The sequence below is a fragment of the Alteromonas sp. KUL42 genome (assembly GCF_006538325.1).
Classification (GTDB): domain Bacteria; phylum Pseudomonadota; class Gammaproteobacteria; order Enterobacterales; family Alteromonadaceae; genus Alteromonas.
In genome coordinates this window covers 616,899-634,840 of record NZ_BJKK01000001.1, presented here as the reverse complement: position 1 = coordinate 634,840, position 17,942 = coordinate 616,899, and the positions used below count along the sequence as shown (strand labels likewise).

Annotated in this window: 18 protein-coding genes; 5 read left to right on the top strand and 13 right to left on the bottom strand. The window is 45.2% G+C overall.

From position 1 onward, the window contains the following. Window positions 1-9 precede the first annotated feature (9 nt). Together EYR97_RS02750 and pomA are read right to left on the bottom strand one after the other, a co-directional pair. Window positions 10-942, bottom strand: coding sequence for a flagellar motor protein MotB (locus tag EYR97_RS02750; protein ID WP_131092288.1), 933 nt, complete (start codon window positions 940-942; stop codon window positions 10-12). After that, entirely contained in the window at window positions 942-1,703 is a 762-nt protein-coding gene (pomA, locus tag EYR97_RS02745) for a flagellar motor protein PomA (RefSeq protein WP_131092287.1), read from the bottom strand. The genes EYR97_RS02750 and pomA overlap by 1 nt, the downstream gene beginning before the upstream one ends. A gap of 383 nt (window positions 1,704-2,086) precedes the next feature. On the opposite strand from pomA, the gene xseB reads away from it, so the two are divergent. Genes xseB through dxs form a run of 3 tightly spaced genes read left to right on the top strand, consistent with a single transcriptional unit; the run spans window position 2,087 to window position 5,162 of the window. After that, the gene (xseB, locus tag EYR97_RS02740) at window positions 2,087-2,329 is read left to right on the top strand and encodes an exodeoxyribonuclease VII small subunit (protein ID WP_131092286.1); all 243 of its coding nucleotides are present in this window, start codon (window positions 2,087-2,089) and stop codon (window positions 2,327-2,329) included. A 32-nt stretch (window positions 2,330-2,361) separates the two neighbouring features. Then, on the top strand, window positions 2,362-3,252 hold the full coding sequence (locus tag EYR97_RS02735; protein ID WP_131092285.1) for a farnesyl diphosphate synthase: 891 nt from the start codon (window positions 2,362-2,364) through the stop codon (window positions 3,250-3,252). Window positions 3,253-3,284: 32 nt separating this feature from the next. After that, window positions 3,285-5,162 carry a 1-deoxy-D-xylulose-5-phosphate synthase gene (dxs, locus tag EYR97_RS02730; RefSeq protein WP_131092284.1) on the top strand — a complete coding sequence of 626 codons (1,878 nt, stop codon included), beginning with the start codon at window positions 3,285-3,287 and terminating at the stop codon, window positions 5,160-5,162. Between the two features lie 133 nt (window positions 5,163-5,295). On the opposite strand, the gene EYR97_RS02725 is transcribed toward dxs, so the two are convergent. From EYR97_RS02725 to lpxD, 10 genes are all read right to left on the bottom strand, one after another. Next, window positions 5,296-5,796, bottom strand: a complete 501-nt coding sequence (locus tag EYR97_RS02725) for a phosphatidylglycerophosphatase A (RefSeq protein WP_131092283.1) — start codon at window positions 5,794-5,796, stop codon at window positions 5,296-5,298. A 36-nt stretch (window positions 5,797-5,832) separates the two neighbouring features. Continuing rightward, window positions 5,833-6,798 carry a thiamine-phosphate kinase gene (gene thiL, locus EYR97_RS02720; RefSeq protein WP_131092282.1) on the bottom strand — a complete coding sequence of 322 codons (966 nt, stop codon included), beginning with the start codon at window positions 6,796-6,798 and terminating at the stop codon, window positions 5,833-5,835. 48 nt (window positions 6,799-6,846) lie between these two features. Further along, window positions 6,847-7,269, bottom strand: a complete 423-nt coding sequence (gene nusB / locus EYR97_RS02715) for a transcription antitermination factor NusB (RefSeq protein ID WP_131092281.1) — start codon at window positions 7,267-7,269, stop codon at window positions 6,847-6,849. Between the two features lie 12 nt (window positions 7,270-7,281). Then, window positions 7,282-7,755 carry a 6,7-dimethyl-8-ribityllumazine synthase gene (ribE, locus tag EYR97_RS02710; RefSeq protein ID WP_014998929.1) on the bottom strand — a complete coding sequence of 158 codons (474 nt, stop codon included), beginning with the start codon at window positions 7,753-7,755 and terminating at the stop codon, window positions 7,282-7,284. A 278-nt stretch (window positions 7,756-8,033) separates the two neighbouring features. After that, window positions 8,034-9,134 carry a bifunctional 3,4-dihydroxy-2-butanone-4-phosphate synthase/GTP cyclohydrolase II gene (gene ribBA, locus EYR97_RS02705; RefSeq protein WP_131092280.1) on the bottom strand — a complete coding sequence of 367 codons (1,101 nt, stop codon included), beginning with the start codon at window positions 9,132-9,134 and terminating at the stop codon, window positions 8,034-8,036. Between the two features lie 22 nt (window positions 9,135-9,156). Continuing rightward, window positions 9,157-9,819: a riboflavin synthase gene (locus EYR97_RS02700; RefSeq protein WP_131092279.1), complete on the bottom strand. Its 663-nt coding sequence runs from the start codon at window positions 9,817-9,819 to the stop codon at window positions 9,157-9,159. A 20-nt stretch (window positions 9,820-9,839) separates the two neighbouring features. Continuing rightward, the gene (ribD, locus tag EYR97_RS02695) at window positions 9,840-10,979 is read right to left on the bottom strand and encodes a bifunctional diaminohydroxyphosphoribosylaminopyrimidine deaminase/5-amino-6-(5-phosphoribosylamino)uracil reductase RibD (protein WP_131092278.1); all 1,140 of its coding nucleotides are present in this window, start codon (window positions 10,977-10,979) and stop codon (window positions 9,840-9,842) included. Between the two features lie 29 nt (window positions 10,980-11,008). Continuing rightward, a complete protein-coding gene (gene nrdR / locus EYR97_RS02690; RefSeq protein WP_131092277.1) occupies window positions 11,009-11,458 on the bottom strand; it encodes a transcriptional regulator NrdR in 450 nt (149 codons plus the stop codon). Between the two features lie 91 nt (window positions 11,459-11,549). Beyond that, window positions 11,550-12,806 (bottom strand): serine hydroxymethyltransferase, encoded by a 1,257-nt coding sequence (glyA, locus tag EYR97_RS02685; protein WP_131092276.1) that lies wholly within the window; start codon window positions 12,804-12,806, stop codon window positions 11,550-11,552. Window positions 12,807-12,965: 159 nt separating this feature from the next. Continuing rightward, window positions 12,966-13,994 carry a UDP-3-O-(3-hydroxymyristoyl)glucosamine N-acyltransferase gene (gene lpxD / locus EYR97_RS02680; protein WP_131092275.1) on the bottom strand — a complete coding sequence of 343 codons (1,029 nt, stop codon included), beginning with the start codon at window positions 13,992-13,994 and terminating at the stop codon, window positions 12,966-12,968. A gap of 314 nt (window positions 13,995-14,308) precedes the next feature. Here lpxD and ettA point away from each other — a divergent pair, with 314 nt between their 5' ends. Further along, the gene (ettA, locus tag EYR97_RS02675) at window positions 14,309-15,976 is read left to right on the top strand and encodes an energy-dependent translational throttle protein EttA (protein ID WP_131092274.1); all 1,668 of its coding nucleotides are present in this window, start codon (window positions 14,309-14,311) and stop codon (window positions 15,974-15,976) included. A gap of 128 nt (window positions 15,977-16,104) precedes the next feature. Next, window positions 16,105-16,512, top strand: a complete 408-nt coding sequence (locus EYR97_RS02670; protein WP_131092273.1) for a PilZ domain-containing protein — start codon at window positions 16,105-16,107, stop codon at window positions 16,510-16,512. A 25-nt stretch (window positions 16,513-16,537) separates the two neighbouring features. Here EYR97_RS02670 and radA read toward each other — a convergent pair whose 3' ends face one another. Beyond that, a complete protein-coding gene (gene radA / locus EYR97_RS02665) occupies window positions 16,538-17,905 on the bottom strand; it encodes a DNA repair protein RadA (RefSeq protein ID WP_131092272.1) in 1,368 nt (455 codons plus the stop codon). Window positions 17,906-17,942 lie beyond the last annotated feature (37 nt).

The following is a 17,942-nucleotide window of genomic DNA, read 5'->3' as shown; positions in this document are numbered from 1 at the left end:
GTACATTATTCAATTTTCTTCCACCACCGAGATAGGTTTTGACAACATTGGCTTTCCTTGGTTGATGTTAATTTCAACCCGTCTATTTTTAGCCCTATCTTCAGATGTGACAGCATTTTCAACCACAGGGTCGGTATCTGCTTTACCGACCACCGACATTCTGCTCTCGTCAAATCCAGGCGCGGTGCGCATGGCCTCAGCCACTGCAACAGCGCGCTGAGCTGACAAGTCCCAATTTGAGCGATATAGCTCATTGGCAATGTGTTGACCATCGCTGTGCCCCGATATTTCAAGCTCTCCAGGAACTTCTGCGAGGATGACACCAATTTTACGCAAAATAGGTTGGAACTGAGGCTGCAAAAAAGCCGAACCTGCTGAAAACGATCCATTCTCTTGAATACGAATAGTTATCTGCTGGCCTAATGACTCCATTTCTACAGACCCGTCAAGTATTTGCTTCTGCAATTGTTGGGCAATTTTTTTCATTAGTTCGGCTGTTTGAGACTGATCAGAGCTTTGCTCAGCTGATGATGAAGACTCGTTCGCCGTTTGTTGCGACTGTCCACCACGTTGCTCACCCCGTTGCTTCTGACGACCGCCTGCAGAGTCTTCATCGCCCGCTTGAAACTCCAACATCTGTTGGGTCATTTCTATAGTTTGCTGCTGAATGGTTTCAATAGGCGTCGGGTCTGGCTTCCCGGGGCGAAATTCCATGGCGATGACGCTGGTGCCTTTGGGAATGTCTTTAACTTCGATTTTATTTTGTACGCCAAAAGCAAACTTCATCGAGCCGGCAATTTGTTTAAACTTCAACACATCCATTTCTGAAAATGCCAATAGCAATACGAAAAAGCACATCAATAACGACATTAAGTCAGCAAAAGTCCCCATCCATGCAGGCAGACCTTCGGGGGGACATTTGGGGCATTCTTCGTCGGCCATTACTCTTCCTCGGCAGCACCACGTTTACTGGCTGCTAGATAGTTTTTCAATATACCTTCGATTACCCGAGGGTTTTGCCCATCGGCAATACCTACGATACCGTCTAACACTAAACTCTGATTGAGTTTTTCCTCTGCTGCGCGGTTACCTAATTTAACGGCGATAGGCAGGCAAATAACGTTCGCGAGAAAGGCACCATATAACGTCGTTAACAAGGCTACGGCCATTGCCGGTCCTATCGCTTTGGGGTCATCCATGTTCGACAACATAGCCACAAGACCGATAAGTGTACCAATCATGCCCATGGCAGGTGCTACATCACCCATTCCTTTGAATATGGAAATACCAAAGTCGTGGCGGTCGGTGGTCATGGAAATATCTTTTGCTAAGGTTTCTCGCACGACTTCAATATCATGACCATCTACCAGCATATCTACGCCCTTTTGCATGAAAGGGTTGGAGATTTCAGCCTCTTCTAGCGCCAAAAAGCCACCTTTGCGTGCTGCATCTGCCATTTCCACAATTTTTTCAATCAATTCTTCTGGCGTATCAATTTTAAACATGAACGCCTTACCCGCTACTTTACCTGCACCAAAAAATTGGCCCAATGTAAACTGAGATAGGACAACAAATAGGGTTCCACCAAATACAATTAAGGTCGAAGGCACGTCGATAAACATGCTCATGCTGCCACCCATCAACATTGCCATCACAACAAAGCCGATGGCACCCAACATACCTATGACGGTTGCTAAATCCACTCACTCATCCCCATTTATGCGCAGTCAGTGCTATTAATGTTCATTTATTTTATCGGCAAAGTATTAAAATACTAAAACGACATTATTGAAAAATATCATATTTATACGACATTGATGAAGTTTACTCGTCGCTATAACAATTTTAACTTTACCCGATTACTATAGCCAACATTGCTCTATTACGAATATACCTATATTTAATTTTTTGCGTACTCTTTTTAATCTCATATTATTGAGTTAACGCAAACCTACCACATAGCAGGTTAACATTTGCACTCTCAGTAGGTCTTATCCGCAATATACAGACAAACCATTTGACCCCTGTGCTACCCTCGGTTAATGTGCGCGGTACACCTATTTTGGCCAATAAACTGAGTGTTTATATGACGACGGAAAAAAAATCAGCATCTTTTGAAGAAACCTTATCAGAGCTTGAAACCATCGTTAAAGAGATGGAAAACGGAGATTTACCGCTCAACCAAGCACTAGAAAAATTTGAGCGTGGTATTGCGCTTTCTCGCCAAGGCCAACAATCACTGGAACACGCTGAGCAAAAAGTTAAGATCCTGTTGAACGAACAAGGTGAAGAAACGCTTAGAACGCTTCCTGAGAGTGAACAACCTTAACAGGTTTACTTTTACATTATCCGGTTACTTTAATGAACTTTTCTGCTTTGCATCAGCAAGTGAAAACACAGACTGATGCGTCACTTCTGTCGTTAATTGATGATTTACCCGACTACGCACCACGTTTAAAAGAGGCCATGCGTCACGCGCTTCTCGCAGGGGGAAAGCGCATGCGTCCGTTGCTTGTTCAAGTGGTCGGCAACACATTAGACGTCCCTAAAAAAGATCAAATGGCCATCAGCATGGCCATTGAATGTATCCATGCTTATTCGCTGGTTCATGATGATTTACCCGCCATGGATGATGACGACTTACGTCGTGGTCTACCCACATGCCATATTGCATTTGATGAAGCCACGGCCATATTGGCTGGCGATGCGTTGCAGGCTCTTGCGTTTAGTATTTTAGCAGATTCCCCTCTCAGTGAAGTTGGAGAATCAAAACGCGGGCAGTTACTGTCTGTATTAGCCAAAAGTGCCGGTTATGTAGGCATGTGCGGTGGGCAAGCTATCGATTTAGCCAGTACAGGGCAAACTATTACCCTTGAACAATTAAAAACGCTGCACAAATTAAAAACGGGCGCGTTGTTGAAAGCCTGTGTTGAAATGGTGTCAATTGTAAGCGAAACCCTAAGTGAACAAGCCCAACAAGATTTAATGGCGTTTGCGTCCGATATTGGGTTGGCGTTTCAAGTTCAAGACGATATTTTAGATGTTGAAGGCAGTAGCGAGCAGTTGGGTAAACCAGCGGGTTCAGACGAAGCCTTGGGAAAAAACACATTCCCTGCTAAATTGGGCCTTGAAGGCGCGAAAAAAGAGTTAGACGCCCTACATCAGAATGCGCTTCAAGCATTGGCGCGTTTACCCTACAATACAGACAGTTTAATTGCGTTTAGCGAGCTATTGGTAAAACGAGACCACTAGCCACGCGCCATGTTGAAAAAGATAATAAGTAAATGAGTTTAGATCTCCAACATTACCCAACGCTTGCGCTTGCGCAAACACCGGACAAATTACGACAGTTACCACAAGATAAGCTACGAGAACTGGCTGATGAACTGCGTGAATACCTACTTAACTGTGTAAGCCAGACCAGTGGACACTTTGCTTCCGGCCTTGGCACGGTTGAGTTAACGGTAGCTTTGCACTATGTCTACAACACGCCATTTGACCGTTTGTTATGGGACGTCGGTCATCAGGCCTATCCCCATAAAATTTTAACAGGTCGCGCTGAGCGAATGAGTACCATTCGTCAAAAGAATGGACTACATCCCTTTCCCTGGCCGCCAGAAAGCGACTACGACACATTCGCCGTTGGCCATTCGTCCACCTCTATTAGTGCGGCATTAGGTATGGCTGTCGCCTCTGAAAAAGAAGGCAAAGACAGAAAAGTAGTTGCGGTAATTGGTGATGGGGCCATGACTGCGGGTATGGCATTTGAAGCGCTAAACCATGCTGGCGATATTAAGAAAGACATGGTGGTTGTTCTTAATGACAATGAAATGTCTATTTCTGAAAATGTAGGCGCACTTAATAGTCATTTAGCACGCTTATTAACCGGTAACTTTTTTAACTCTATTCGCGATGGCGGCAAGAAGCTTTTAAGCAATGTTCCTCCGATTAAGGAATTTGCAAGCCGTGCTGAAGAGCACATTAAAGGCATGGTCGTGCCAGGCACCATTTTCGAAGAGCTAGGTTTTAATTATATTGGCCCCATTGACGGTCATGATGTTAACGCGGTTGTCGATACGCTGCGCAATATGCGTAAGTTCGAAGGTCCTCAGTTGTTGCACGTGGTGACCAAAAAAGGCAAAGGCTATGCCGTTGCAGAAGAAGATCCAATTAAATTTCACGCAGTACCTAAGTTCAACCCTGCTGACAATGCGTTGCCAAAGTCAAAGCCTTCTGCCCCCACCTATTCTGCTATTTTTGGTCAATGGTTATGCGATATGGCGAAAAGTGATCCCAAACTTATGGCCGTTACGCCTGCCATGCGCGAAGGCTCAGGCATGGTTGAGTTTTCTCAGCGTTTTCCAGAGCAGTATTTCGATGTTGCCATTGCAGAACAACACGCTGTCACATTTGCCGCAGGTTTAGCTAAAGACGGATTGAATGCAGTTGTTGCTATTTATTCGTCATTTTTGCAACGTGCCTATGATCAGCTGATCCATGATGTAGCGATACAAAACCTCCCTGTTTTATTTGCTATCGACCGCGCGGGTATTGTGGGTGCTGATGGCCCAACACACCAAGGCGCGTTTGATATTGCGTTTTTGCGCTGCATTCCTAATTTGGTGATCATGGCACCTTCAGATGAAAACGAATGCCGCCAAATGCTCTACACTGGGCATATGTTGCAACAACCTGCAGCCGTGCGTTATCCACGTGGTGCAGGCATGGGGATCACGCCTGATGAGGAAATGACAGCTATCGACATTGGTAAATCACGTATTTGCCGCCAGTCAATCAAAGATTCTGAAAAGCGCATCGCTATTTTAAACTTTGGCTGTTTACTTCCCTATGCTTTAGAGGCAGCTGAAATACTAGATGCCACTGTAGTTGATATGCGTTTTGTCAAACCACTAGACGGTGAGGCGGTACTCAATGCTGCCGAAAAACACGCTGCACTAATAACACTAGAAGATGGCTGTATTATGGGCGGTGCGGGAAGCGCAGTGCTTGAGCATCTTCAGCAAAACGGCGTGTTAAAGCCTGTTAAGATGCTTGGATTACCTGACAGCTTTATATTACAAGGCACGCAGCAAGAAATGTATAAAGAGCACGGCATCGATGCCGACGGTATTGTAGAAGCTGCAAACAGCTTACTTAAATAGGCTGGCTTAAATAGGCTGGCTTAAATAGATTTGGGTTCAACAAATTTACTAAAGCAACTCTCTTTATTTTCTATAAGTAAACGACTACAAAAATGCCCGCAAACCGCGGGCAGTTTTTTGTACGCTCACAATATCATATAAAGCTTAATGCACTTGGCCATAACAAAGCGATAACATGCAAGCATCCGCAGGCCATTGCACCCGCTAATAAATCATCCAACATAATGCCTGTACCACCGTGTAAACGCTTGTCTATAATACCTATAGGCCAAGGTTTGAGAATATCGAACAAGCGAAATAGTACGAGGCCAATAAATAGGCTTGAGGCGGAAATAGGTACAAAAAGAAAAGTTACAAACATACCTGCTATTTCATCCCACACAATCGAACCGTGATCGTGTACTTGCATGTCATCAGCCGTTTTACCGCAAAGATAAATTCCAACAACAGAAAAGATAAGCGTGAGCGCGATAAACGACAGCGTTGAAACGTAAGCACTAGCTAGAAGTAAGGGAAGCGCAGCCAACGAGCCAAATGTACCGGGCATAACTGGCACTAAGCCGCTTCCAAAACCAAGAGCAAGAAAATGTACTGGGTTCTTCATACTGACTCTAGCTCGAAACTCAGGTTGCATTGTCCTTACTCTCAATAACTAATTTTAAATGGGTAGCTAAAAGCTATGCTCGTAACCCGAAGGGTTTTGCGGTGTAAACTTCTCGTTATTATGCATAAGTGATAGTACACCCGCCTGACCAGTTAATTGGCCAATACATGTGGCCTTAACATTGGTACTGGCTAATGACGTTTCTAAGCTACCACGCTGTTCCTCACCCACGGTAAAGATGAGTTCATAATCATCACCGGCTGACAGCGCATACTCAATGGCTTGTTCTGGTGAAACAGCACTGGTAAGTGCACGAGATAATGGCAATCGATCTACATGAATTTTTGCACCACACTCTGAAGCCTTAAGAATATGCTTAAGGTCAGACAATAAGCCATCAGAAATATCGATACAGGACGTCGCGATACGACGAATGGCCGTTCCCACAGCAACCCTAGGCGTAGGGAAATAATGGCGATTAATTAGCACATCTTTGGCTTCACCCGAAACGTTAAGCGCATTTTTGAGAATGTCTAACCCTGCCCCAGCATCGCCAAGTGTACCGGTAACGTATACCCAGTCGCCCGGCTTAGCATTGCTTCGTGTTAACTCTGAACCCGGAGGAATAAAGCCTTGTGCAGTAATAGTAAGCGCCATCGGCCCTTTTACCGTATCACCACCGATAAGTTCTACCGAGTAATATTGAGTTAACTCGTATAAGCCCGCTGCAAAATCATCAAGCCAAGTTTCATCTACTTCAGGTAATGACAAAGACAAGCTTATCCAAGCGGGCTCTGCGCCCATAGCAGCTAGATCACTTAAATTCACAGCGACGGCTTTGTAGGCAACAGACTTCGCAGGTGCATTATTTAAAAAATGCACTCCTGATACAAGCGTATCGGTAGTGACGGCTAGCTGTTGATTTTCTGGAACCGTTGTTACAGCACAGTCATCACCTATACCTATAACAACATCTTTGCGTTTGTGGCCACTGTTTGAAAAATAGCGGCCGATAAGATCGAATTCTTTCACGGTAATTATTAAACCCTTTCAGCGGCGCTCCCTGCCCCTATTTGAAGGTTAGTTGCGCTCGTCTTTACGCAACGTGCGCACGGCTTTATCCAATGCGCCATTAATGAACTTATGGCTTTCTTCGGCACCAAAAGCCTTAGCAAGTTCAATTGCTTCATTAATAATTACACGATAAGGCACATCCATGCGTTCGGTCAGCTCAAGTGTTGCAATGCGCAAGATCGCTTTTTCGATAGCGTCTAATTCTTCAGGCAAGCGACCTAGATACGGCTTGATGGTGTCATCTAGCTTACTAGCGTTGTGCGCGACACCACGCAGCAAAGCTTGGAAATAAGCCATATCTACTTTTTGCATGTCGTTACTGGTCGCAAGGGCCAGTTCAACTTGCTGAATATCATTGCGACTCATTTGCCATGAATATACACCTTGCAAGGCTAATTCACGGGCTTTACGACGAGCTGAAACTTTCACTTAATGTTTACCTTAAAGCTTTTCAACAGCATCAATAACGTTAACCATTTCCAGCGCGCCTAGTGCAGCTTCTGCACCTTTGTTGCCCGCTTTCGTACCCGAACGCTCGATTGCTTGTTCAATTGAATCTGTTGTGATGACACCAAACGCTACCGGTACACCGTATTCTAGAGATACTTGCGCTAAGCCTTTATTACATTCGCCTGCGACAAAATCAAAATGAGGTGTACCACCGCGAATAACCGCACCTAATGCGATGATAGCGTCAAATGACTTTTTCTCGGCAAGTTTCTTTGCCACAACAGGTAGCTCATAAGCACCAGGTACACGAACCAAGGTGATATCGTCATCACTTACTTCACCGTGACGCTCTAGTGTGTCTAATGCACCTTCTAGCAAGCTTTCTACTACAAAGCTATTAAAGCGTGATACAACGATAGCAAACTTTTTACCGGTTGCTCTGATATTACCTTCAATTACCTGCATGGATTCATTCCTCGAGAAAAAACGGCGCGAAGTATACCACAACTGCGCCTAAACTAAATCTATTGTTTGTTTAACTTTATTTTGTACTTTTGACTAAATCTGGTTGGGGTAGCAAGCTCGGTTGTGAACACGCGGTAAATACATCCCTGTACGCTCCGCCACCGCATCCATGCGGTGGAGGGTTCAAAACCGAGCTCGCTACCCCACTTTAATGCACTAAATGTTTACCGCGGAAATACCCTCTCCACTCTAGCTAACATCCCGCCTTCAGCTAAGCGCTAGTCGTGCACGTACTCTACTACTTCAAGGCCGTAGCCTGAGAGTGCATGATATTTAATTGGTTTACTAAGCAGACGCATTTTGTGTACGCCCATTGACGCCAATATTTGGCTACCTACGCCAATTGTGCGCGATGAACCTTGCCAATCAGCACCTGCTGGGCGTTCACCTCTATCCTCAGCTGCAAAGCGGCGAACTTGTTGTTCAATATGCTCTTCTTTGCCCAGTAAAACCAACACGCCACCTTCTTGTGAGATTTTTCGCATGCCATCTGCTAGCGTCATAGAGCGATGAATACCACGGGTCGAACCAAGCAAATCACTAAATGTATTGTGTAAATGTACACGCACTAACGTAGGAATATCAGAGGAGATCTCACCCTTTTTCAAGGCAAAATGGAGTTGGTTATCAATACTGTCTTTAAACGTGTGTAATTCGAAATCACCGTATTCTGTAGGTATGTTGCACTGCGCCACTTTCTCAATGGTCGTTTCGTTTAAATTTCTGTATTCGATAAGATCGGCAATGGTGCCTATCTTCAAATTGTGTTTCTGCGCGAATAGTTCAAGTTCAGGGCGACGGGCCATTGAGCCATCTTCATTGAGAATTTCAACGATAACACCCGCTGGCTCTAGCCCAGCCAATCGTGGAAGATCAACACCTGCTTCGGTGTGACCTGCACGGTTCAACACACCACCGTCTTTTGCAATAAGCGGGAAAATATGACCAGGCTGAACAATATCTGATGCTTTTGCATCTTTAGCCACTGCAGCTTTAATCGTTGTGGCACGGTCAGCAGCTGAAATACCAGTGGTTACCCCTTTTGCAGCTTCTATAGAAACTGTAAAGTTAGTTGAGAACTGCGCTTCGTTTTTATCCACCATCAAAGGCAGATTAAGTGTGCGACAACGCTCTTGCGTCATTGGCAAGCAAACAAGGCCTCTTGCATGAGTAACCATAAAATTAATAGCTTCCGGCGTGATATGCTCGGCCGCCATAATCAGGTCACCTTCATTTTCTCTGTCTTCATCATCCATCAAGATAACCATCTTACCTTGACGAATGTCTTCAATAATTTCTTGTGTCGTGTTAAATGCCATAGTGTGTGTGCTTCTTGTAGGGTTATTTTCTTAAAAATCCATTCTCGGCCAGAAAGGCCATATCAATGCCTTTACTTTTAGGCTCTGCGGCTTTCTCGCCTAACATCAAGCGCTCTAGGTAACGAGCAATGACATCGACTTCTAAATTAACCGCCGTACCGACTTTGTACGTTCCCATAATAGTTTCTTTCAGCGTGTGCGGTATTATCCAAAGCATAAACTCGGAACCGTTCACTTGATTCACCGTAAGGCTAATGCCATCTACGGTAATACTGCCTTTGTGGGCAATGTACCTCGCAAGCTCGTCAGGTGCTTTAACCCAAAACTCGATGTAATCGGTGTGTTTTATAATTTGTGTAACTTCACCTACACCGTCCACGTGTCCAGAAACAATATGACCACCGAAGCGATCAGTTGGTCGCATCGCTTTTTCTAAATTCACAACTGAGCCGGCAGAATAATGCGCAAACCCTGTTAGTTTTATGGTTTCGGCTGAAACATCAGCGCAGTAATAGTCATCACCCATATCGGTAACGGTTAAACAAACACCGTTTGTTGCAATACTATCCCCAAGTGCAACATCCGACATATCTAGGGTCGATGAAGCGACAGTTAAACGAATATCACTGCCTCGATTGTCTAACTTTTGAATTTTACCTAAAGCCTGAATAATTCCAGTGAACATAGATTTCCTCTTTGGCGCTTCTAGCGGCCCATATCGCGATAGTCAGGACGAAAGATAAACTTAATATCGTTACCCACTTGACGATTTTCAATAAGCGTTAGTGAAATAGATTGGTCTAGCGACGTAAATGCCGGTAATGTAACCATGCTTTGGCCCTTATCACCTAAAATTTTTGGCGCTTGATAGCAAATAAGCTCATCAACCAACTGGTGTTCCAATAGCGCGCCCACTAGCCCAGGGCCAGCCTCAACCCATACTTCATTAAATTGTTTATCGCCAAACGCTTGCATCAGAGATTCAAGATTAACTTTACCCGCATTTTCTGCGACCTGAAGGTACTTCTGTGACGCGGTATCTGGGTGTGCGGTTGGTGTTGCAATAAAAGTGGTGTGTCCGTCGTTGAGAATTTGATAATCGCCACGTATGGCATCATTGCTATCAATAATGACTCTGGCAGGTTGGCGTATTACCTCAAGTGGGTAAGCTTTAAATTGCGCTTCAGATCCCCTTACCAATAAGCTTGGATCATCTGCCTTTACAGTACCCGAGCCTGTCAGCACTACACAACTTTGAGCTCGGTAGCTTTGTACATCTCTTCTCGCTTCTGGGCCCGTTATCCATTGGCTAACACCATTTTGCAAAGCAATTTTACCATCTAAACTAATACCAAGTTTGGCGCGCACATAGGGCTTGCCCGTAAGCATTCGCTTGATAAATCCTAGATTAAGCGTTGCAGCTTCAGCCGCCATCACATCACTTACAACTTCAATCCCTGCATCTTGTAACTTTCTAATGCCGTTACCGCTAACGTTTGGGTTTGGGTCGGTCATCGCCACCACAACACGTGCTACCTGCGCATTTACCAGTGCCTCCGCACAAGGCGGTGTGCGGCCGTAATGACTACACGGTTCTAATGTGACATAGGCAGTTGCACCTTTTGCGCCTTGCGTACGGGCCTGTTTTGCTTGAGCGAGTGCATGAACTTCGGCGTGAGGAGTGCCTGCTTGAACATGGAAGCCTTCTCCGATGCATTCATTATTCTCATCAACAATGACACATCCGACGCGAGGGTTTGGTGAGGTGGTGTACCACCCTTTTTTTGCGAGTTGAATGGCTCTGGCCATCCACTTATAGTCGTTCTTTATGGTAGCCTGATCCACTGTTATTCCTGTGATAAGCGCAAACCGTTCTAATCGCCTAGTCGCGCTATCTCTTCGCCAAATTCACGAATATCCTCAAAAGAACGATACACTGAGGCAAAGCGAACGTATGCCACCTTATCGAGTTCCTTTAATGCTTTCATGATTAACGTACCGAGAAGCTCACTGGCGACCTCGCGCTCTCCGGTAGCGCGTAACTCAGATTTAAGCGATAAGATGCACTGCTCTACTTTTTCAGTGCTAACGGGGCGTTTTTCCAGTGCTCGTTGTAAACCTGCACGCAATTTATCTTCGTTAAACGGCTCTCTTGAGCCATCCCGTTTGATGACGCGAGGCATAACTAATTCAGCACTTTCAAATGTTGTGAAGCGTTCATGGCAAACGATGCATTCGCGACGCCTGCGCACTTGGTGACCTTCTGCAACTAAGCGAGAATCAATAACTTTCGTTTCTTGCGCTGAGCAAAAGGGGCAAAACATAAAAATTCCTTAACAATTGCGTACTTAGGTATTGAACCATACTTAGTTTTCATTACTACCAAAGTACGCAATAAAAGACAAACCTATTTACTTACTTGTAAACAGGGAATTGCGCGCAAAGAGCAACGACTTCGCCTTGAACACGCTTGATAACAGACTCATCACCCATGTTGTCAAGAATGTCACAGATCCACGTTGCAACCTTCTTCGCTTGCTCTTCTTTAAAACCACGGCGCGTGATAGCAGGGCTACCAATGCGAAGACCACTAGTTACAAATGGCGAACGAGGATCGTTTGGCACTGAGTTTTTGTTTACCGTGATGTTAGCAGCACCAAGTGCAGCGTCAGCATCTTTACCTGTAATGTCTTTATCGATAAGATCAAGCAAGAACAAGTGGTTATCAGTACCGCCTGACACGATGTTGTAGCCGCGCTCTTGCATTACAGACACCATAGCTTTGGCATTTGCGACCACTTGCTGTTGATACACTTTAAATTCAGGCTGAAGTGCTTCTTTGAACGCAACCGCTTTCGCTGCAATCACATGGCATAATGGGCCACCTTGATTACCAGGGAAAACCGAGCTATTAAGCTTCTTATAAATATCTTCATCGCCACACGCCGACAGGATAAGACCACTGCGCGGCCCCGCTAACGTTTTATGCGTAGTAGTAGTCACCACATGCGCATGTGGTAGCGGGTTAGGATAAACACCCGCGGCTACTAGACCTGCAACGTGTGCCATATCAACAAGAAGATATGCACCCACACTGTCAGCAATTTCACGGAACTTAGCCCAATCAACAATACCTGAATAAGCAGAGAAACCACCAATGATCATTTTTGGCTTGTGTTCTTTTGCCAATGCTTCTACTTGCGCATAATCAATTTCGCCAGTTTCTTTGTTAAGACCATATTGAATAGCATTGTAGGTTTTACCAGAGAAGTTAACGTGAGAACCATGCGTTAAGTGACCACCTTCAGAAAGGCTCATACCCAATACGGTATCGCCAGCATTTAACAATGCCATGAATACAGCTGAGTTTGCTTGAGAACCAGCGTGTGGTTGCACGTTAGCATAATCTGCACCAAACAACTCTTTAGCGCGATCGATAGCCAGTTGTTCTACCACGTCTACATGTTCACAACCACCGTAATAACGCTTGCCCGGATAACCTTCTGCATATTTATTGGTCAACTGTGAACCCTGCGCTTCCATCACGCGTGGACTACAATAGTTTTCAGAGGCAATCAGCTCGATGTGGTGTTCTTGACGCTCAACCTCTTTTGCCATTGCATCGGCTAATTCAGGGTCAAAGTCAGCTATGTTCATTTCGCGAGAAAACATGGGGGCTCCTTAACTGCGGTGTTTATGTGACGTTAAATTACGCACGGATAGCTTAATTTGAGGCCATATTCTAGTCATTTTCAGGGTCTTGTATACCGCTTTATGGCCAAATTAATGTAAATGGCGCAGGTTTAACGAAATACCTGCGCCAGAGTGAGATCAGACCTGTTTTTCAAGTGCCTTAACGCGGTCGAATAAACTGCCAATTTTTTGCAGTCTAACCGCATTCTTACGCCACTCTCGATTTGTCTGTGCTGGCTGCCCTGATGAATAGACACCAGGAGACGTAATATCCTGTACAATCATGGTATAACCCGTAACTTGTACGTTATCACAAATGCTGATGTGACCGTTAATGCCCACACCACCACCAATAATAACGTGCTTACCGATATGACAACTGCCCGCTATCCCCGTTGCACCGCAGATACAAGAGTGATCACCAATGATGCAGTTGTGGCCAATTTGCACCTGATTGTCAATAATAACGTTGGTTCCTATCAACGTATCTTCCATGGCACCTCTATCAATACTGGTACTTGCCCCAATTTGACTATCATCACCAATGCGCACTGTTCCCGTTTGAGGAATAGTCAACCAAACGCCTTTATCATTGGCAAACCCAAACCCTGCCGCTCCAATAACTGTTTGACTGTGAATAGTAACGCGCTTTCCAATAACCACATCGTGGTAAATGGTTACATTAGGATGAATAGTGGTGCCTTCACCAACATGTGTGCCCCTGCGAATAACAGTATTGGCACCAATTGAAACCCTGTCACCTAAAACCACATTATCTTCAATAATAACGTTGTGGCCCAGCGATACATCGCAGCCAATACGTGCTGAAGGCGCAATTACTGCGCTATCTGCAACGCCAGTGGCTACCGCAGGTGTAGTATCAAACAACTGCGCAATTCGGGCAAAAGCGGCATGAGGATTCGCCACCACTAGCGCAGGGACTGCGCAGGCACCTTGCAAGCTTTCGTGAAGAATAACTGCACCAGCGTTTGTATCTTTCAGTTTTGGCTTGTATTTTGGATTAGTTAAAAATGAAATTTGGTGTGTAGCTGCACCTTCAAGTGTGCCCACCGCAGAAATGACAACACTGCCATCTCCCTGAACAGCACCGCCAACATGATTAGCAAGCTCTTCCAAACTGTATGTACGTTTATTCATAGCAGTCATGCATTGTTACCTGTTCGGATCTATCGTTGATTGTTTTTAGGTGCATATCCATAGCGCTTCATTCAAAGATGGAATATCTAGGGTGTTTTAGCGCTACATCGGCAAATATGTCACCTTATATAGCGCTAAAGTGTACCTTAAATCGCGGTAAGCACCGACGGTTAAATCACACTTTTGACAGCAAGTGGTCAAAATACCAGCAAGAACAATAGTGAATGGCGTTCGCCACTGGCACAAACTATAGTCTTACGAGTAGAATACACTCCTAATTAATACCCTATTTCATTTTTACCGCTTTCTAGCGAGGATAGCGCATGGCTCAATACGTATACAGTATGCATCGCGTGGGAAAAATTGTTCCCCCGAACAGACATATTCTTAAAAATATTTCACTTAGCTTCTTCCCTGGCGCCAAAATTGGTGTGCTAGGTCTAAACGGTGCGGGTAAATCAACCTTACTTCGTATCATGGCTGGTGTAGATACCGACATTGAAGGTGAAGCGCGTCCACAACCAGGCTTGAAAGTTGGCTATCTACCGCAAGAGCCTCAATTGGACGAATCGAAAGATGTGCGCGGTAACATTGAAGAAGCGGTTGCTGACGTTAAGCACGCTTTAACACGTTTAGACGAGGTTTATGCAGCCTACGCTGACGCAGATGCTGATTTTGACGCACTGGCGAAAGAGCAAGGTGAGTTAGAAGCCATTATTCAAGCTAAAGACGGTCACAATCTTGAGAATGCATTAGAGCGCGCAGCCGATGCACTTCGCTTACCACCATGGGATGCCGACGTAAGTAAACTCTCTGGTGGTGAGCGCCGCCGTGTTGCACTTTGCCGCTTGCTGCTTGAAAAGCCTGAAATGCTTTTACTCGACGAACCAACTAACCACTTAGATGCAGAATCTGTAGCATGGTTAGAACGTTTCCTTCACGACTATGAAGGCACCGTTGTGGCAATTACCCACGATAGATACTTCCTAGATAATGTGGCAGGTTGGATTCTAGAACTTGACCGTGGTGAAGGTATTCCATGGGAAGGTAATTATTCATCATGGCTTGAGCAAAAAGAAAACCGCTTACAGCAAGAAGAACGCGCCGAAACTGCGCGAATGAAGAGCATGAAGCAAGAACTTGAATGGGTTCGTTCAAACCCTAAAGGTCGTCATGCCAAGAGTAAAGCGCGTATGGCTCGCTTCGAGGAATTATCAACTAGCGATTACCAAAAGCGCAACGAAACCAACGAACTATTCATTCCGCCGGGTGAGCGCTTAGGCGACAAGGTAATCGAAGTATCAAACCTGAAAAAATCCTATGGCGATCGGGTTCTCATTGATAATTTGTCATTTAACGTTCCCAAAGGTGCTATTGTAGGTATTGTCGGCCCTAACGGTGCGGGTAAATCAACCTTGTTTAGAATGCTAACGGGAGCAGAGCAGCCTGATTCGGGTACAATTGACTTAGGTGACACAGTGCAAATTGCCGCGGTTGAACAGTTCCGCGACCACATGAATGAAAATAACACCGTGTGGAAAGAAATCTCTGACGACCAAGACATTATTCGCATCGGCAATTTTGAGATAAATAGCCGCGCATACTGCAGCCGTTTTAATTTTAAGGGCACAGACCAACAGAAGTTCATTAAAGACCTATCTGGTGGTGAGCGCAATCGCGTTCATTTGGCCAAGCTCTTAAAAGCGGGTGGCAACGTGTTACTACTGGATGAGCCCACCAATGACTTGGACGTTGAAACACTGCGCGCACTGGAAAACGCGTTGTTAGAGTTCCCTGGCTGCGCCATGGTTATCTCGCACGATCGCTGGTTCTTAGACCGCGTTGCAACACATATTATGGATTACCGCGACGAAGGCAACATAAACTTCTTCGAAGGGAACTACTCTGATTACGAAAGCTGGCTTAAGAGCGAATTTGGTCATGATGTGGTTGAGCCACACCGCTTAAAATACAAGCGCATGACTAAATAACGCCGCAGCGTTACGCCTTCTTGACAAAGCATCTTAAAAAGCCCTCATTGATAAGGGCTTTTTTGTTGCCAAGCCAGGCTATTTAGCCAATACTGACAGAAATTTATCGCGGAAGGAGACAATTAAAAATGACGGACAAACGCCGATTTCAACGTGTTTTGCTGAACGTCAAAGGCACGCTCGCACACAACGACTCAAAAATTGATGTTGTGGTAAGTGATGTGTCGCTTCAAGGGATCAAACTGCATGCCTCTGAAGCAGCCCTTGAACATCTCCCATTCGATAGTCACGAACCATATATTGCGAATTTTCAAGCAAACGAAGATAGCCCACTGATTACGCTTTATATTTCGCAACTCTATCGACATGCAGATAGCAGAAAGGAAATGGTTTCTCTTGGATGTAAAGTTGAGCGTATGGAAGTTGAAAGTGTCAGTGCACTTCGCCGTTTGATTTCTCTGAACAGCGAAGACGAGAATATAGAAGAAAGGGACTTGACCGCGCTAGTCAATGCTGTTTATCAATCGCCGGTTTGAGTAAAAACGAGTAAACCTAAAAGGTTTACTCTAGTGCATCTAGTGCTTCGGTTAAACGGGCTACGGGCACAACTTTCATACCTTCAATAGTTTGTTTGGGTGCATTTGCTTTGGGCACTATAGCGCGCTTGAATCCATGCTTCGCCGCTTCTATTATGCGCTCGGTACCATTAGGTACTGGGCGAATTTCACCAGCCAACCCCACTTCGCCAAACACAATAAGGTCACGAGGTAATGCGCGATTTCTAAAGCTTGAAATCATGGCTAACAATAAAGCTAAATCGGCGCTCGTTTCAGACACCCTTACCCCGCCAACAACATTAACAAAAACGTCTTGGTCGTTCATCTGAACATTGCCATGACGATGCAATACAGCCAACAACATAGAAAGCCTATTTTGATCAAGCCCTACAGCAATGCGACGTGGGTTAGACATTTGTGAATAATCCACCAATGCCTGTATTTCAACGAGTAATGGTCGAGTGCCTTCCCAAATCACCATCACACTTGAACCTGGCGTCGCCTCCTCACCACGACTTAAAAAAATCGCTGAAGGGTTATTCACCTCTTTCAGGCCCCTTTCAGTCATGGCAAAAACCCCCAGTTCGTTCACTGCACCGAAGCGATTTTTGTGGCTGCGCAAAGTACGATAGCGACCATCACTATCACCTTCTAACATCATCGAGCTATCAATACAGTGTTCAAGCACTTTAGGCCCTGCCAAATTACCGTCTTTCGTCACATGACCGACGATAAACATTGCAATGTGGTTTTGCTTAGCGAAGCGCGTTAAATAAGCGGCACTTTCTCTAACCTGAGATACACTTCCAGGTGCGGATTGAACATCAGAAACATGCATTACCTGAATAGAATCGATAACCATAATTTTAGGCTTGCGTGTTAAAGCTAGATCACAAATGGTTTCTACGTTAGTTTCTGCCAATAGCATCAGTTTGTCGTCGGGTAAATTCAACCGTTTCGCACGCATGGCAACTTGCTGTAACGATTCCTCACCTGTTACATAAAGCGCGCTTTCAGTTTTGGCCATTTGACACATGACCTGAAGTAACAAGGTACTTTTACCCGCTCCTGGGGACCCACCAATGAGCATAGCTGCCCCCGGGACAATACCGCCGCCAAGGACCCTATCGAGTTCTTTGAAACTGGACGTAAAACGCGGTAATGATTCTAGGTCTATGGCGTTAAGCGTTTCAATTTTGGCAGCTGTTTGTCCCGCGTATCCTGACGTACCGTGACGCGCTGTTGACTTGGCAGTTGCAACCACAAACTCACTGATAGTGTTCCACGATCTACACTCAGAACATTGACCTTGCCATCGTGGAAATTCTGCCCCACAGTCAGAACATACATAAGCAGTCTTACGTTTTGCCATATTCCAGTTTTATCCGTTTCATAAAAGGAGTATTCTA

What these genes read in the sequence shown, in the direction of transcription:
- EYR97_RS02670 (WP_131092273.1), top strand. Translation starts at nt 16,105, where the DNA reads ATGACGGACAAACGCCGATTTCAACGTGTTTTGCTGAACGTCAAAGGC.
- dxs (WP_131092284.1), top strand. Translation starts at nt 3,285, where the DNA reads ATGAGTTTAGATCTCCAACATTACCCAACGCTTGCGCTTGCGCAAACA.
- EYR97_RS02725 (WP_131092283.1), bottom strand. Translation starts at nt 5,796, where the DNA reads ATGCAACCTGAGTTTCGAGCTAGAGTCAGTATGAAGAACCCAGTACAT.
- ettA (WP_131092274.1), top strand. Translation starts at nt 14,309, where the DNA reads ATGGCTCAATACGTATACAGTATGCATCGCGTGGGAAAAATTGTTCCC.
- glyA (WP_131092276.1), bottom strand. Translation starts at nt 12,806, where the DNA reads ATGTTTTCTCGCGAAATGAACATAGCTGACTTTGACCCTGAATTAGCC.
- nrdR (WP_131092277.1), bottom strand. Translation starts at nt 11,458, where the DNA reads ATGTTTTGCCCCTTTTGCTCAGCGCAAGAAACGAAAGTTATTGATTCT.
- radA (WP_131092272.1), bottom strand. Translation starts at nt 17,905, where the DNA reads ATGGCAAAACGTAAGACTGCTTATGTATGTTCTGACTGTGGGGCAGAA.
- EYR97_RS02700 (WP_131092279.1), bottom strand. Translation starts at nt 9,819, where the DNA reads ATGTTCACTGGAATTATTCAGGCTTTAGGTAAAATTCAAAAGTTAGAC.
- xseB (WP_131092286.1), top strand. Translation starts at nt 2,087, where the DNA reads ATGACGACGGAAAAAAAATCAGCATCTTTTGAAGAAACCTTATCAGAG.
- EYR97_RS02750 (WP_131092288.1), bottom strand. Translation starts at nt 942, where the DNA reads ATGGCCGACGAAGAATGCCCCAAATGTCCCCCCGAAGGTCTGCCTGCA.
- ribBA (WP_131092280.1), bottom strand. Translation starts at nt 9,134, where the DNA reads ATGGCATTTAACACGACACAAGAAATTATTGAAGACATTCGTCAAGGT.
- lpxD (WP_131092275.1), bottom strand. Translation starts at nt 13,994, where the DNA reads ATGACTGCTATGAATAAACGTACATACAGTTTGGAAGAGCTTGCTAAT.
- ribE (WP_014998929.1), bottom strand. Translation starts at nt 7,755, where the DNA reads ATGCAGGTAATTGAAGGTAATATCAGAGCAACCGGTAAAAAGTTTGCT.
- EYR97_RS02735 (WP_131092285.1), top strand. Translation starts at nt 2,362, where the DNA reads ATGAACTTTTCTGCTTTGCATCAGCAAGTGAAAACACAGACTGATGCG.